The 15,139-nt window shown below is 62.6% G+C and carries 17 protein-coding genes; 6 read left to right on the forward strand and 11 right to left on the reverse strand.

The window, feature by feature from the left end; all coding sequences use genetic code 11:
* Entirely contained in the window at nt 1–444 is a 444-nt protein-coding gene (locus EEQ99_RS29130; protein ID WP_048338481.1) for a GNAT family N-acetyltransferase, read from the reverse strand.
* A 15-nt stretch (nt 445–459) separates the two neighbouring features.
* On the reverse strand, nt 460–1,407 hold the full coding sequence (locus EEQ99_RS29135; RefSeq protein ID WP_048338482.1) for an aldo/keto reductase: 948 nt from the start codon (nt 1,405–1,407) through the stop codon (nt 460–462).
* Nucleotides 1,408–1,588: 181 nt separating this feature from the next.
* Here EEQ99_RS29135 and EEQ99_RS29140 point away from each other — a divergent pair, with 181 nt between their 5' ends.
* On the forward strand, nt 1,589–2,575 hold the full coding sequence (locus tag EEQ99_RS29140; RefSeq protein ID WP_097543258.1) for a Gfo/Idh/MocA family protein: 987 nt from the start codon (nt 1,589–1,591) through the stop codon (nt 2,573–2,575).
* A 103-nt stretch (nt 2,576–2,678) separates the two neighbouring features.
* Here the strand turns inward: EEQ99_RS29140 and EEQ99_RS29145 are convergent, their stop codons facing one another.
* Nucleotides 2,679–3,056: a GtrA family protein gene (locus EEQ99_RS29145; protein ID WP_097594984.1), complete on the reverse strand. Its 378-nt coding sequence runs from the start codon at nt 3,054–3,056 to the stop codon at nt 2,679–2,681.
* On the reverse strand, nt 3,053–4,060 hold the full coding sequence (locus EEQ99_RS29150; RefSeq protein WP_097594983.1) for a glycosyltransferase: 1,008 nt from the start codon (nt 4,058–4,060) through the stop codon (nt 3,053–3,055). Before EEQ99_RS29150 ends, EEQ99_RS29145 begins: the two co-directional genes overlap by 4 nt.
* A 161-nt stretch (nt 4,061–4,221) precedes the next feature.
* On the opposite strand from EEQ99_RS29150, the gene EEQ99_RS29155 reads away from it, so the two are divergent.
* Nucleotides 4,222–6,069, forward strand: a complete 1,848-nt coding sequence (locus EEQ99_RS29155) for a hypothetical protein (protein ID WP_097543167.1) — start codon at nt 4,222–4,224, stop codon at nt 6,067–6,069.
* A 28-nt stretch (nt 6,070–6,097) separates the two neighbouring features.
* Here the strand turns inward: EEQ99_RS29155 and EEQ99_RS29160 are convergent, their stop codons facing one another.
* Nucleotides 6,098–6,343, reverse strand: coding sequence for a hypothetical protein (locus tag EEQ99_RS29160; RefSeq protein ID WP_063474837.1), 246 nt, complete (start codon nt 6,341–6,343; stop codon nt 6,098–6,100).
* A gap of 306 nt (nt 6,344–6,649) precedes the next feature.
* Here EEQ99_RS29160 and xseA point away from each other — a divergent pair, with 306 nt between their 5' ends.
* Nucleotides 6,650–8,230, forward strand: a complete 1,581-nt coding sequence (gene xseA / locus EEQ99_RS29165) for an exodeoxyribonuclease VII large subunit (RefSeq protein WP_063474836.1) — start codon at nt 6,650–6,652, stop codon at nt 8,228–8,230.
* 2 nt (nt 8,231–8,232) lie between these two features.
* Nucleotides 8,233–8,826, forward strand: coding sequence for an NAD(P)H-dependent oxidoreductase (locus tag EEQ99_RS29170; RefSeq protein WP_063474835.1), 594 nt, complete (start codon nt 8,233–8,235; stop codon nt 8,824–8,826).
* A gap of 114 nt (nt 8,827–8,940) precedes the next feature.
* Here EEQ99_RS29170 and EEQ99_RS29175 read toward each other — a convergent pair whose 3' ends face one another.
* A complete protein-coding gene (locus EEQ99_RS29175; RefSeq protein WP_097543168.1) occupies nt 8,941–10,194 on the reverse strand; it encodes an aminopeptidase in 1,254 nt (417 codons plus the stop codon).
* A 126-nt stretch (nt 10,195–10,320) separates the two neighbouring features.
* Complete coding sequence (locus EEQ99_RS29180; RefSeq protein ID WP_063474833.1) at nt 10,321–11,004, reverse strand: glutathione S-transferase family protein; 684 nt, start codon at nt 11,002–11,004, stop codon at nt 10,321–10,323.
* An 82-nt stretch (nt 11,005–11,086) separates the two neighbouring features.
* Here EEQ99_RS29180 and EEQ99_RS29185 point away from each other — a divergent pair, with 82 nt between their 5' ends.
* On the forward strand, nt 11,087–11,530 hold the full coding sequence (locus tag EEQ99_RS29185) for a MarR family winged helix-turn-helix transcriptional regulator (RefSeq protein WP_063474832.1): 444 nt from the start codon (nt 11,087–11,089) through the stop codon (nt 11,528–11,530).
* Nucleotides 11,531–11,564: 34 nt separating this feature from the next.
* On the opposite strand, the gene ybaK is transcribed toward EEQ99_RS29185, so the two are convergent.
* The 4 genes from ybaK to EEQ99_RS29205 all read right to left on the reverse strand — a co-directional run bounded on the left by ybaK (nt 11,565) and on the right by EEQ99_RS29205 (nt 14,303).
* Complete coding sequence (gene ybaK, locus EEQ99_RS29190; RefSeq protein ID WP_063474831.1) at nt 11,565–12,038, reverse strand: Cys-tRNA(Pro) deacylase; 474 nt, start codon at nt 12,036–12,038, stop codon at nt 11,565–11,567.
* Between the two features lie 29 nt (nt 12,039–12,067).
* A complete protein-coding gene (locus EEQ99_RS29195) occupies nt 12,068–12,418 on the reverse strand; it encodes an ArsC family reductase (protein WP_127431546.1) in 351 nt (116 codons plus the stop codon).
* Nucleotides 12,419–12,534: 116 nt separating this feature from the next.
* On the reverse strand, nt 12,535–13,596 hold the full coding sequence (locus EEQ99_RS29200; RefSeq protein WP_127431547.1) for a M14 family metallopeptidase: 1,062 nt from the start codon (nt 13,594–13,596) through the stop codon (nt 12,535–12,537).
* A 98-nt stretch (nt 13,597–13,694) separates the two neighbouring features.
* Nucleotides 13,695–14,303 (reverse strand): 2'-5' RNA ligase family protein, encoded by a 609-nt coding sequence (locus EEQ99_RS29205; RefSeq protein ID WP_127431548.1) that lies wholly within the window; start codon nt 14,301–14,303, stop codon nt 13,695–13,697.
* A 250-nt stretch (nt 14,304–14,553) separates the two neighbouring features.
* Here EEQ99_RS29205 and EEQ99_RS29210 point away from each other — a divergent pair, with 250 nt between their 5' ends.
* The gene (locus tag EEQ99_RS29210) at nt 14,554–15,117 is read left to right on the forward strand and encodes a methylated-DNA--[protein]-cysteine S-methyltransferase (RefSeq protein ID WP_063474863.1); all 564 of its coding nucleotides are present in this window, start codon (nt 14,554–14,556) and stop codon (nt 15,115–15,117) included.
* The last annotated feature ends 22 nt before the right edge of the window (nt 15,118–15,139 follow it).

Consider the following 15,139-nt stretch of genomic DNA (forward strand, 5'->3'; position numbering starts at 1 on the left):
TCAGAAACTGATGCGGTAGCGGATGTGGCCGTCGCTTTCGACATAGCTGTCGTAGAGTGCCCGCGCCGTCTTGTTCTGCTCGCTCGTATGCCAGTAGAGCCGCGACCAGCCCTTGGCTTTCGAGGTGGCGATGAGATCGTCGATCAGCGCCCGCCCAAGGCCCTTGCCGCGCGCATCGGCATCGACGAACAGGTCTTCGAGATAGCAGTCTCTGCCGCGGATCCACGTGCCCTCATGCGTGAGATAGAGTGCAAAGCCCATCATCCTGCCATCGACCTCGGCGACGCGCATCGAAATTGCCGACGCCGGATCGAAGACCCGGCGCCATGTCTGATCGGTGATATCGGCATCGACCGTGACGTCGTAAAAGGCGAGATAGGCCGCCCAGAGCTCGCGCCAACGGGCTTCGTCCTCGGGGCGGGCATCGCGTATGGTCGCGGTCATGGGCTCTCCCTTTCTTCAGCCGCCGGCTTCGTCGAGCAGCGCCATCGCATCATCGGAAAGCGCCAGTGTCGCCGATTTCACCAGGCTTTCAAGCTGCGAAAGGCTGGTGGCGCTGGCGATCGGTGCCGTCACGCCCTTCTTACGCAGCAGCCAGGCGAGCGAAATTTCCGCCGGGCTGGCGGCGGTCTCGGTCGAAACCTTGTCGAGCGCGGCCAGGATGCGCAGGCCCTTGTCGTCGAGATATTTCGAAACCCGGCCCTCGCGTGCGCGGCCTTCCGTATCGGCCTTGCTGCGGTATTTACCGGTGAGAAAGCCGGCGGCGAGGCTGAAATAGGTGATGACGCCGATATCCTGGGCGATGCAGAGCTCGGCGAGTGGCCCTTCGAAGCTTGCGCGCTCATAGAGATTATATTCCGGCTGCAGGACGTCGTAACGCGGCAGGCCGGCCTTTTCGGCCGCGTCGAAGGACGCCTGGAACAACTTTGCATCATAATTCGAGCAGCCGATGGCGCGGATCTTGCCCTGCTGCTTCAGCTTGGCATAGGCGCCGAGCGTTTCCTCATGCGGCGTATCGGCATCCGGCCAATGCGAGAGATAGAGGTCGATATAGTCCGTCTGCAGCCGGCGCAGCGAATCCTCGACCGCCTTCAGGATATAGGTCTCCTTCAGCGTCTTTCCCTGTCCCATGTCGGAGCCGACCTTGGTGACGATGACGGCCTTGTCGCGGGAAACCCTTGCCTGCCTCAGCCAGCGCCCGATGATTTCCTCGGAATCGCCGCCCTTGTTGCCCGGAACCCATGCGGAATAGACATCGGCCGTATCGATCGTGTTCAGGCCCGCATCGAAGAAGGCGTCGAGAATGGCAAAGGATGTTTTCTCGTCGGCCGTCCAGCCGAACACATTGCCGCCGATGACGATCGGCGCGACCGAAAGACCTGTTTTTCCAAGCCGGCGCATTTCCATGACGCTCTCCAGTAAGGTGATGTGATTGAAATCGCGGATACGGCAGAACGCCGCCCTCGCCCAAACTTAGCGCGATCGGCGCGTGAGGAAAGGCAAACTTCCGTGATTTGAGGTCTCGCCATTGCGCCGCAGCGAAGGCCTGCATATGGTTCGCCGAAATCAGTTCTGGGAGGCTTGGATCATGCTGCGTTTCGGTATCATTTCAACGGCGAGGATCGGCCGCGACAATGTCATTCCCGCGATCCAGGATGCGGAGAATTGCGTCGTTACGGCGATTGCGAGCCGTGATCTCACGCGCGCAAGGGAGGTGGCCGACCGCTTCTCCGTGCCGCATGCCTTCGGCTCCTACGAGGAGATGCTGGCCTCCGACGTCATCGACGCCGTCTACATCCCGCTGCCGACCTCGCAGCACATCGAATGGTCGATCAAAGCCGCCGATGCCGGCAAGCACGTGCTCTGCGAAAAGCCCATAGCGCTGAAAGCCGACGATATCGACGAAGTGATCGCCGCGCGCGACCGTAATCGGGTGGTGGTCACCGAAGCCTATATGATCACCTATTCCCCGGTCTGGCAGAAGGTCCGCGCGCTGATCGCCGAGGGCGCGATCGGTTCGCTCCGCCATGTGCAGGGCGCCTTCACCTATTTCAACCGCGACCCCGCCAATATGCGCAACGTTCCCGAGCTCGGCGGCGGCGGCCTGCCCGATATCGGCGTCTATCCCGTCATGGGCACGCGTTTTTCCACCGGCAAGGAGCCGCTCAGGATCCAGGCGGTCACCGAGCGCGATGCGGATTTCGGCACGGATATCTATTCGAGCGTCAAGGCCGATTTCGGCGATTTCGATCTGAGCTTCTATATCTCGACGCAGATGGCCAACCGCCAGGTCATGGTCTTCCACGGCACCGACGGCTACATCGAGGTCAAGTCGCCGTTCAACGCCAATCGCTGGGGGCCCGAGGAGATCGAGCTTGCCAACCGCAGCCACACCGAATCGCGCATCTTCCGCTTCCAGGACAGCCGCCAGTACAGGCGGGAGGTCGAGGCCTTCGCCCGGGCGGTGACGAACGGCAAGGAAGAGATCGTCACGCTCGAAAATTCGAAGCTGAACCAGAAGGTGATCGACGCGATCTACCGGGCCAGCGAGAAGGATGGCTGGGAAGCAGTTTAGCGCATAACCCCGAAAATCGAGATCGATTTTCGGAAAGGATTATGCGCCAATTTAAAGTGTTAGAGCGTCCTTTGCGCGTCCTCTTGGACGCGCGGCGCTCTAATCACTCAGCGCGGAAGACGAAGCGCGAATAGCCGAAGAAGCTGAAGACCATCGAGGCGGCGGTGGCGATCACCATCGCCGCAAGCGGCTGCAGGGATGGCAGCGACAGCAGAAGCGCTGAATAGAGCCCGTAATTGACGAGCGCTGCCGTCACCCCGACCGAGCCGTAGCGGAAGCCTTCGGCGGCAAGCGAATGGCCGGAGCGATCGAAGGTGAAGGTCCGGTTGAAAGCCCAGGTCGCCGCCATGGCGAAGGCGATCGCAATGAGCCGCGCCAGAAAAGGCCCGAGCGGCGTCAGATGGAGCAGCGCCGACAGGGTGCCGGCATCGACGACGAAGCCCATGCCGCCGGCAATCGCGAAGCGGATGAGCTTTCTCATGCAGCATCCGCCTTGCCGCGGCCGGCGCGCGATACCGGCGCGGCGTGGCTCAGCGGCGTCTTCATCGCACTCGGCGTCTCCAGGCCGATATAATGGATACGAAGCTGTTCGGCGCGGGCGCGCGCAACGGAATCCAGGATGACGCCGGCGGTGAACAGCATGAAGGAAATCATCATCAGCGCCGTCGACAGCACCCAGGTCGGCATGCGGCTGACGAGACCCGTCTGGAAATATTCCGCCAGCACCGGCGCCATGAAGCCGAGGCTCGCCAGCATGAAGGTGGCGCTGATCGCGCTGAAGAAGGCGAAGGGCCGGGTTTCCTTCATCAGCATCGCGAACATCCAGAGGATCTTGGCGCCGTCGCGGAAGGTCGACAGTTTGGAATGCGAACCTTCCGGCCGGCGGCCATAGTCGAGTTCCAGTTCGCTGACCGGCAGCTTCAGCCGGGAGGCATGCACGGACATTTCGGTTTCGATCTCGAAGCCGCCGGATACCGCCGGGAAGCTCTTGACGAAGCGGCGCGAAAAGGCGCGGTAGCCGGAAAAGATATCGGTGAAGTCGGGTCCGAAGATCGTCCTGTAGAGCAGGTTGAAAAGCCGGTTGCCGAGCGCATGGCCCTGACGGCCGGCATCGTCGTGCACGCCGCGCCGGGTGCCGACCACCATGTCGGCGCGCTCGGTCAGCAGCGTGCGCACCAGTTCTTCGGCATCATCAGGCGTATAGGTCCCGTCGCCGTCGGCGATGATGTAGATGTCGGCCTCGATATCGGCGAACATGCGGCGCACGACATGGCCCTTGCCCTGGCGCCGCTCGCGCACGACATGCGCCCCGGCAAGCATTGCCTGCAGCGCGGTGCCGTCGGTGGAATTGTTGTCGTAGACGTGGATCGCGGCATCCGGCAGCGTTGCCCGGAAGCCCCGGACGACAGGGCCGATCGTCGCGGCTTCATTATAGCAGGGAAGCAGGACGGCAATATTCAGATTGTCGGTACGCGATCGGGCCATGACTCTACTCGTTACACTTAAAAGCCGCGCTCAGCCTAAATCATCCGGCGTTAATAAGACCCTATGACGCAGGCAAAATCGGCGGTCGTCGCAACGGCTTTACACTTTCTTGATCGGCGGCGGCTAAGCTTGCCTCATCCGGAAACGAACCGCTAACCACAATGAACGCTGTGCAGCCGATCACCCATGCATCATCCGCGATCGATACCCCTCGGGGCAGGATACGCGACCTGCTGACGCGTCTCTGGCCAACTGTCATCGCTTATAGCGTCATTTTCGCCGCCGTCATTCTCGTCACCAGGCTTTCCGGCGCCACCGATTATGTCGGCCCGGACAATGACGACGGAATGCGTCTCGTCGAGGTTCGCGACTTTCTCGCCGGGCAGGGCTGGTTCGATCTGATGCAATACCGGCTCGGTCTCGCCGGCGGCACGCTGATGCACTGGTCGCGGCTGATCGATCTGCCGATCGCCTCGCTGATCTGGTTCTTCGGCCTGTTTGCACCCCGCGAGACGGCCGAGGCGCTGGCGCTCGCTGTCTGGCCGGTATCGCTCATCCTGCCCGCCATGCTCGCCATGGCCGTGGCCGGTCGGCGCATTGGCGGTGTCGCCGGCATGCACATCAGCCTCGGCTTGACCGGCCTTGTCATCTACGCCGGCAACCGTTTCGCGCCGGGCGCCATCGATCATCACAATGCGCAGCTGGCGCTGGTCGCGACGATGATAGCGATGCTGCTGGATCCCGAGCGTCGCGCCTGGAGCTACGCGGTCGCCGGCGTCGCGGCAGCCATCGCCATTGCCATCGGCGCCGAGACGACCCCCTTTGTCGCCGCCGTCTGCCTGACCGTCGCTCTGCTCTGGGCCTGGGAGGGCGAAGATTTTGCCGCTGCTGCGAAGGCCTTCGGGCTGGCGCTAGCGCTGGCGATCAGCATCCTGTTCTTCGCAACGGTACCGCCCCGGCTTTATTCGATGGTCACCTGCGACAATCTCTCGCTCGGCTATTACAGCCTGGCGGCGATCGGCGGCGGTTTGCTGTTGTTTTCGGCGGTTTTTGCCAGCCGCCTCACCCGTCTCTTGCGTTTTGCAGCGCTCGCCGTCGTCGGCGCCGGTGTTTTCGGTTCGGCGATCGTGATCGCACCGCAATGCCTGAGCGATCCGCTGGCCAGTCTCGATCCGATGCTGGTCGAGCTCTGGCTGAAGAATGTTTCGGAAGCGCAGTCGGTTTTCGTCCTCGGGCGTACCGATCCTTTCTCTCTCGGCGCCTTCTATGCGGCCGGCCTCTTCGGCATCGCCGTCTGCATCTTCCGCATCGTTCAGCGTGACCGCGTGCAAATCCATCTGGTCCTGCTCCTGCTGCTGACGACGAGCTGGGCAATCGCGTTGGTCCAGGTGCGCGGCGCGACCTTCTCGAACCTCATCTCCATCCTGCCGCTTGCGCTGCTGATCATCGATATCAGGCGCATTTCGAACGGCGACAGCGAGAATGTCGCCGCCGCCTTCGTCTACATCGTGACCGTGCTCGCAAGTGTTCCGGCCGCCTGGGCCGTCGGCGGCGGGCTTATCTCGATGCAGACGGAGAATGCCGCGCAGAAGAAGACGGCCGAGCCGGCAAAGAAGATTTCCTGCACATCGCAGGAGGCGCTGGCCCCGCTTGCCGGGCTTCCGGCCGGGCTGGTCTCCGCACCATCGGAAATGGGCGTCCCCATTCTCCGCTTCACCCAGAACCGGGTTCTCTCGGCGCCCTATCATCGCAATCAGGGCGGCATGCTGACGGAGTTGCATATCGGCCTGGCGGAGCCGCAGGAGGCGGAAGCTTTCTTGAAGGGGGCTGGGGTGACCGTGCTAGCCTTCTGCCCCAAAGACCCGCAGACGCGCGAGATCGCCAAGCTGAAGCCGGATGGGCTCTATGCTGCGCTCGGCAAAGGCAATATCCCGCCCTATCTGGAACCGCTGCCGAAACCGGCCGACGCAGGCGTGCAGTTCTTTCGCTATCGGCCGACGACGAATTGACGCCGGCCGTCCTCAGCATGGATGATTGTTAGTTCGAGACGCGCATGGCGCGACGAAGACGCTGGTTGGCATAGAGGCCAAGCACGAAGAGCATGAGGCCGCCATTATAGCCGAGCACGGCATAGACGAATGCCAGAATGGACACCGGACCGGGCGAGGTTATCGCCGCCAGCGCGAATGTCATTCCGATCAGCGCCGCGACCAACGCGATTGCGCTGGCCGAGCGCGTTTGCCCGGCGCTGATGCCCAATGCTGCTGCTGTGAGAATAATCATTTCAGCACCTTCCCAGAGATAACGAGGGGAAGAATAGGAAGCGCCAACTAACAAAGATTTACCGGCGATCTTGCCCGAAAAGCCTTTGTATTGCGGTGGTTAGCAATCCCTTTCGGGTAAAACGCGAATTGTACCTATCCGTTCCGCAACAAAACGGATTTATCGCGTTCGGTGTCGGCCGCCATCGCGGCCGAACTCAGCGGAGCGGCGATGACGTCGGCCCGTTGCCGAGTTCAAAGCCGGGAAAACGGCCTCTGCATCGATGCCGAGCTTCCCGTTTGCTGCTGATCGACATAAAAAGGTGAGATGAGCAACGTCTTCGACGGCGATTCGCCGACCAACCTTGCCGAGTATTCGGTTTCGGAGCTTTCCGGCTCGATCAAGCGCACCGTCGAAACCGCCTTCGACCAGGTTCGTGTGCGCGGCGAAATCTCCGGCTATCGCGGGCCGCATTCTTCGGGTCATGCCTATTTCGCGTTGAAGGACGACCGCGCCCGCATCGACGCCGTCATCTGGAAGGGCACCTTCTCGCGGCTGAAGTTCCGTCCGGAAGAGGGCATGGAGGTCATCGCCACGGGCAAGGTCACCACCTTTCCGGGTTCTTCGAAATATCAGATCGTTATTGAGACGCTGGAGCCGGCCGGTGCCGGCGCGCTGATGGCGCTGATCGAGGAGCGCAAGCGCAAGCTGGGCGCCGAGGGCCTGTTCGATGCCGCCCGCAAGAAGCGGCTGCCCTTCATGCCGAGGGTTATCGGCGTCGTCACGTCGCCGACCGGGGCGGTCATCCGCGATATCCTTCACCGCATCTCCGATCGTTTTCCCGTACATGTCCTCGTCTGGCCGGTGAAGGTACAGGGCGAGGGGTCCGGCGAGGAGGTGGCGAACGCCATCCGCGGGTTCAATGCGCTGGAGCCGGCAGGTACCATTGCGCGCCCCGATGTGCTGATCGTCGCGCGCGGCGGCGGCAGCCTGGAAGATCTTTGGAGTTTCAACGACGAAATCGTCGTGCGTGCTGCGGCCGAAAGCCGGATACCGCTGATCTCGGCCGTCGGCCATGAGACCGACTGGACGCTGATCGACTATGCCGCCGATGTCCGCGCCCCGACGCCGACCGGTGCCGCGGAAATGGCGGTGCCGGTCAAGGCGGAGCTCGAGGCGCAGGCCGCCGCTCTCGCCGCACGCCTGCAAGGCTGCATGAACCGGCAGATGGATCAACGCCGTCAGTCCGTCCGTGCCCTGATGCGGGCATTGCCGTCGCTCGATCAGCTTCTCGCCTTGCCACGCCGGCGTTTCGACGAAGCGGCTGCCGGCCTTGGCCGCGGGCTGGAACTCAACACCATCAACAAGCGCCGCGGCTTCGAGCGCGTCGCCGCGCATCTGCGCCCCGATGTGCTCTCCAATCGCATCGCCGAACGCCGCCAGACGCTGAACGAGCGGATCGTGCGGGCCGAGCGTATGGTCGAACGGCTGATCGACCGTTCGAAATCGCGCGTTGAGCGCGCCGAAGCAATCCTCGCCTCGCTGCCTGCCCGGCTGAAGACCCAGACCGACCGCGGCCGCGAACGGCTCGGCAATCTTTCGCGCCATGCCGATACGGCGATCCGTCACCAGCTGACCCGTGCGCGCGCCGAGCTTTCTTCGCAGGACCGCGTGCTGCAGTCGCTCTCCTATAAGAATGTGCTGAAGCGCGGTTACGCCGTCATTCGCGATGAGGATAACAGGCCGGTCTCGCAGGCTGCTCAAATTTCCGCCGGCATGGGCATCGCCATCGAATTCGCCGACGGTCGTGTCGGCGCGATGACCACGGAAGGCGGCACACCGCCGGCCGGTGCCAAGAAGCGCAGCGCAAAACCCGCAGAACCGCAGAAACAGGGAAGCCTGTTCTGACGATGCGGATCCTGCTGGTGCTTGCCCACCCATTGCCGGACAGTTTTGCCGCCTCCGTGGCGCGCACCGCCCGCCAAGCATTGGAAGCCGCCGGGCATGCCGTCGATTTGCTCGATCTCTACGCCGAGAATTTCGATCCGCGTTTGTCCGAGACCGAGCGCCGCGGCTATTTCGACGTGCCCTACGATAGTTCAGCCGTGGCCGGCATCGTGGACCGACTGAAGGCCGCCGACGGCCTCGTTCTCGTTTTTCCGCAATGGTGGTTCAATTTCCCTGCTGTCCTGAAGGGCTTCTTCGATCGCATCTTTGCGCCGGGGGTCGCCTTCACCCATGATGCCGCCGGAGGCCGTATTGTGCCGCAGCTCACCAATATCAGGCTGCTCTACGCGCTGACGACGACAGGTTCGCCCTGGTGGCTGGTGCGTCTCTATATGGGCGATCCGGTGCGCCGGCTGTTGAAGCGCGGCATCGCCGCCTTCTGCTCGAAGCGGTTGAATTTCCGGATGCTCAGCCTGCACGACATGGACCGTGCCACCAATGCAAAGCGGACGGCGCATCTCGATCGCGTGCGCAAGCTGCTATCGGCGATCCGATGACTCGGCGTCCGAAAGGAACTTGCGCGGCAGGCACCGTCGCGAGCCCTTTCAGTCAGCGTGATGAGCACGGTCCTGCGGTCAGCGCTTCATACTGTCAGCGTAGGATGACGCCGCTCAGGCCCATTCGCCCTGCCGCATCACCGGAACCCGCGAACCATCCGGCTTGATCCCGTCGATATCGACCTTGCCGGAGCCGATCATCCAGTCGATATGGATCAGGCTGGAATTGCCGCCCTGCGCCTTGATCTGCTCCTGGCTGAGCGTCGCACCGTTCAGGAAGCATTTGGAATAGCACTGGCCGAGCGCGATGTGGCACGAGGCGTTTTCGTCGAACAGGGTGTTGTAGAACAGGATGCCGCTGGCCGAGATCGGCGAGGAATGCGGCACCAGCGCCACTTCGCCGAGCCGGCGCGCGCCCTCGTCGGTATCGAGCACCTTGTTCAACACCTCCTCGCCGCGCGATGCCTTGGCCTCGACGATCCGTCCGCCCTCGAAACGCACCTGAATATTGTCGATCAGCGTGCCCTGATGCGAAAGCGGCTTGGTGCTGGAAACATGGCCTTCGACGCGCAACGCATGCGGCGTGGTGAAGACTTCCTCGGTGGGGATGTTCGGATTGCAGGTAATGCCGTTCTTGGCGGTGGAAGCGCCGCCATGCCATTCATGCCCGTCGGCAAGGCCGACCGTCAGGTCCGTCCCCGGTCCTTGGAAATGCAGCGAGGCGAAACGTTCGCCGTTCAGCCAGGCGGAGCGCTTGGCGAGATTGGCATTGTGTTCGGCCCAGGCGGCGACCGGATCGCTGACATCGACGCGCGAGGCGGCAAAGATCGCCCTGGCAAGCTTGGCGATCGCGATCGGTTCCGGATCGTCGGGGAAGACCACCTTGGCCCAGGACGGGTTGGGATAGGAGACGATGTTCCAGTTGATGTCGAAATTCGAGATCTTCTCCAGCGCCGGCTTGTAGGCGGTGGAGTTGGCGCGATTGGCGCGGCCGACCTTGCCGGCATCCTGCTCGGAAAGCAGCATCGGATTGTCGCCGGCGACGGCAAGACGGGCCGCCCCGTTGGCATAGGCCTTGGCCATGCCCTCGTAGAGCCAGCCGGAAGCGCGGTCGAAGCTCTCGTCGCCGCCATATTGATAGCGCGCCAGCGTCGTTTCCTCGTCGGAATAGAAGGCGGTGACCAACCCGGCGCCGGCCTGATAGGCGTGTTTGGTGATCAGGCGCACCAGCGGCAGCGCCACGACAGGCGCGGTGACCACCAGATCCTGACCCTTCTGCAGCTGCAGCCCGACCTTGACGGCGACTTCCGCAAGCTTTTCCAGCTTGTCGGGATCAACGGTGTTCTGGCTCTGGGGCATGAAAGTCATGGTTCAACCTGCCTTCTGTCATTAACGGTGAGAGGCTGGAAGACTTAGACCCGTTTGCGGCGAAAATGAAGCGTATCGCCGCCAAATTGCAAGCGGTCGGATGGACGTCCGGCCGCAGCGCGGGCTTCAGGCGGCCGCCTCCAGCCTGAGCAGGATCGAGTTATGCTTTTCGAGGAATTCGACCAGCCGCTGCGGGTAGTCCGCACTGACGGCGGCCTTGACGCTTGCCCGTTCGGACAGCGCCTTGCGCCAGTGCCTCACCCGCTCCAGCCCTTCGAAGATGCCGCTGTCGCCGAGCGTGTCGAAGAGATCGAAATAACGAAAGACCGGCGCGAACACGGCGTCGACCAGGCTGAAGCCGTTGCCGGCGAAATAAGGCCCGTCCGTCAGCACCGTCTCGATTGTCGCGAATTTGGCGATGAGCGCCTTGCGTTTGATTTCCAGCTGCGAGGCATCCTCGGCCGTTTCATAGCCCCAGAGATCGGAAAGCACGGACGAGCCGAATTCCATCCAGCCGCGATGGCGGGCACGCGTCAGCGCGTCTTTGGGATGCAAGGCGACGCCAATCTGCGTTTCCTCGAGATATTCGCAGATGACGCTGCTTTCGAACAGCACGGCCTCGCTGCCGTCCTCCTCTTCGATCCTGAGCAGCGGTACCTTTCCGAGCGGAGAGATCTTCAGGAACCAGTCCGGCTTGTCGGCAAGATCGATGTTGATGCGTTCGAAGGGCACGCCCTTTTCGAGAAGCGCGATCGCGGAACGCTGCACATAGGGGCAGAGGTGATGGCTGACGAGAGTAAGCTTGCTCATGGCGGTCTCCACGGGATGATAATAGATGTAATTGCATGTAATATCACTTGCGGCTGAATTCAAGGTAGATGTAATTGCATTTATGTCCGAAAAAACGCCGAATCCGAGCGAAGCTGTCACCTCTGCCTGGACGAGCATCATGCGCGCCCGCGAGCGCTTGCTTGGCGCGATTGAAGCCGACCTGAAAGCGGCAGGCCTCCCGCCGCTTGCCTGGTACGACGTGCTGTGGGAATTGGCGCGCTCGGAAGACGGCAGGCTGCGCCCCTACGAGATCGAGGAGCGGACCTTGCTGGCGCAGTATAATCTTTCCCGGCTGATCGACCGGCTGGAAAGCGAGGGCCTGGTCCGGCGCGAAACCTTCGCCAGCGATGGCCGCGGCCGCTGGGTGGTGATGACGGATGCCGGCCGAAAGCTTCGCGAGCGCATGTGGGCCGTCTATGCCAGATCGATCGAGACCCATATCGGCTGCAGGCTTGCCGAAAGCGAGGCGAAGACGATCGCCGGCCTGCTCGACCGCTTCTTATAGTTTCAATCGCCAGAGCATCGGCATCCTGTTCTGATCAGGCAATCAGCGGCGCGGCGACGGCCTTGAGCACCGTCAACGCATCCTTCGGATCGATCCGCACCTGCAGCCCGCGCTGCCCGCCATTGATGAAGACCAGCGGCTCGGCAAGGGCGGCTTCCTCGATCGCCGTCGGCACCGTCTTCTTCTGGCCGAACGGGCTGATGCCGCCGACATGATAACCTGTCAACCGCTCGGCATCGGCGGGCTTCATCATGTTGGCCGATTTGCCGTGAAAGGCGTTGGCGAGCTTCTTCATGCTGACCTCGCGGTCCGACGGTACGACGACGCAGACCGGTTTGCCGTCCACCTCCGCCATCAGCGTCTTCAGCACCCGGTGCGGCGCCTCGCCGAGCGCTTCGGCCGCCTGCAGCCCGACGCGCTCGGCATTGGGATCGTAATCATAGGCATGGACCGTGAAGGCGATACCTGCCTGCGAAAGAAGCTGTGTCGCGCGCGTGGTCTTGGACATCTCTCCCCCTGAGCTCAGCGAGCCGTCTGTCAGCCGCCGAACGTACCGGCGTAAATCTCCGGCTTGAAGCCGACCAGCAGTTTGCCCTTCGTCTCCAGCACCGGTCGCTTGATCATCGACGGCTGATCGAGCATCAGGGCGATCGCCTTTTCCCGGGTCAGGTTCTCACGCTCGGCATCGGGCAGTTTGCGGAAGGTGGTGCCGGCGCGGTTGAGCACGGTATCGAGGCCGGCCTGGTCGATCCAGGCTTCGAGATGGGCACGGTCGATACCGAGCGCCTTATAATTGTGAAACTCATAGGCGACGCTGTGTTCTTCCAGCCAGCTGCGGGCCTTCTTCATCGTGTCGCAATTCTTGATGCCATAGATGGTGACGGCCATGCCCGAACGATCTCCCTGTGATGACAGCGGGATAACATGCAGGCCGGTCGGCGCAAACGCCGTGCGACGATTTATCCCCCGCGCGCCGATGATCGCGGCAGGCAAAACCGCCCCGCTTAATTCTCCAGCGCCCCGGCCTTGCGCGCCGCCTGGCTTGGGTTCTCGCAGGCGATCTTCATCAGGTCGCCGCGCCGCCGCACCAGCCGGTCGGAGGTTCGGGTCAGGATCAGCCCGTCCTGCGGCGCCGTGAGCTCGATGCTGCCACCCGGCTGCCCCGGCCGGGCGACGATCGTCGCAAGAAGATCGCCTTCCGCAACCCTCTCGCCGATATTGCGATGGAAGAGCACGGCGCCACCTCCTCCGGCGCGAATGATCTCGACATTGTCGAGCGGCACGGCCGGCCCGGAAAATGCCGTTGACCCTTGTTTCCCGTCGCCGACGATCCCCCGTGCCGCCAGGAAGCGCCAGAGCCCGTCCGCATCCCTTTTCGCCAGCACCGGATCGACATCGCGTTTGCCGCGCAGCTCGACGGTGACGGAGAGTTTGCCGGGCAATCGGGACTGGCGTTCGCCGGGAACCTGATACTTCCATGCGAAACCGACGGACTCCTCGAAGGCCGAGCTTTCGCCATCCGAAAGCAGCACGGCCTCCATGTCGAGCGCGGCGGCGAGATCGGCCGCCTCAGGCCAGAAGGCCTCGTCGATATAGGCATATTGCAGGGATTCGTCGTCGCAATGCAGGTCGAGCACGAGATCGGCGCCGAGCGCCATATGCAGCAGCTGCCGCTTCAATCTGTCGGTAGCCGGATAATCGTCGAGGTCCTCGATCAACAAGGCCCGATCGACAAGGGAGATCAGCGGGAAATCCCGGTTGAAATTGGTGCGTGAACCCAAGTCGAAACGGCCCTGCAATTCGCCGAAATGCGACTGCGCCGCACCGATCGGATTGGCCTGCGGCACAATGGTGATATCGCCGGCGATCCCGTCCTGGCTTTCTGCCTGCCGCAGCCGCTCGCAGAGGAAATGCAGGAGCACCGTTCCCGGCAGCTCACCGGCATGAAGTGCCGCCTGGATATAGGTCTTCGGCGCCTTCGCATCGCGGCCCGTAAAGCGCAGCACCGGCAGCCGCCACTCCGTTCCCGGCGTATCGCCCGGGATGATGATCTCTGAAATGTCCATGCCGCTTTCGCTCCCGTTTGCATCCATGCCGGAACAGGCCTTCAGAGCTTTATGCGCGGAAATCGGGCAAGCGCAAGCCGCGATCCCCATCATTGCCCTCAGCCGAGCAGCGGCCAGCGATCGATGATCCGATGTTCGGTCTTTCCGAGAACACTGTGGACGAGCAGGAATTCGGCGGCCGTCCATGAAACCGGTCTGCCGAGGCTTGTCGGCGGCACGGCCTTGCGGTCGTAGAGCAGCGTCATATGTGGCGTGAAATCCCGGCTTATATTGTGCTGCAATCCGGCATTGTGCATGCCGACACCGAGTTGGACATGCAGCCGTGTGAGCGGCTTTCGTCCGCCTTCACCGCAAAGCACGAGCGGCCGCGCCTTGCCCTCCCGCTTGAAACTCATGATCCTGTCGAAGGTGATCGTGATCGGTGCGCTCTCCACCGTCGCGCCGGCCTGGCGCGCCGCAAAGACCGCGTCCTCCGGTAATTCTTCATAGTCATCGATGCCGATGATCGTCATGTGCAGCGTCGTCAGGCGTGGTTTTGCGGAAAGAGAGAAAGCTTTGCCGTAGTCATCGGCGATCTTGGCCGCCTGCTGCTCGACGGCATCGGGAGCGCAGAGGGCGAAGAAGAGCCGATGTCCGCTGACGTGGCTTTCGCCCGGCCGCGCCCGACGGTTTTTGTCGTACCCGAAATCGAGGGAAATCTGGTTCATAGGCCCTCAGGGTCGTCATGACCCGCCTCGTCGGTTTCAAAATGCGATGAAGGATATTCCTGACAGGGCGACACATCAAGAACAAAAAGAGAACATAATTTCCCGATACGCGTGGCGTTAAATTCATCCGAACCATTGCCTCGGCGCCGGATGAAGCGGACTTTCTAAAAGTCCAGCGCGCGCAAGAAACGGGTTGAAACAGCGGCCATCCCATACGATTTTGATGGCAATCGAAAACGCGGAGGCTGTCATGGCTGAGACAACGCACCACTATCTCATCTTCGAAACCGCGGGCGGTTTCTGCGGCATCGCCTGGAGCGATGCCGGCATCACCCGTTTCCAACTGCCGACCAAATCAGCGGAAGCGACCGAACGGCTGCTGCTGCGCCGCCTGCCGGATGCCGAACCCGGCGCGCCGACGCCAGCTGTGCTAGAGACGGTTGCCGCCGTGAAGCGCTATTTCCAGGGCGAGGAGACGGATTTTTCCGGAGTCGAACTCGATCTTGCCGGCCAGGATGCCTTCTTCCGGGATATTTATGCGGCGGCACGGCGTGTCGGCTGGGGCCGCACGACCACTTACGGCGCGCTGGCGAAGGAGCTTGGCGCCGGGCCCGAGGCCGCCCGCGACGTCGGCCAGGCGATGGCGAAAAACCCGGTCGCTCTGATCATCCCCTGTCACCGGGTGCTTGCGGCCGGCGGCAAGATCGGCGGCTTCTCCGCGCCCGGCGGTTCGACATCGAAGGCCCGCATGCTGGAACTCGAAGGCGTCAATCTCGCACCGCCGCCGCCCGCCCAGCAGTCCCTGGGTTTTTAGGCGGCGGAGGCTTTTCGTTTCC

It is taken from the genome of Rhizobium anhuiense (assembly GCF_003985145.1).
GTDB classification, from domain to species: Bacteria; Pseudomonadota; Alphaproteobacteria; order Rhizobiales; family Rhizobiaceae; genus Rhizobium; species Rhizobium anhuiense.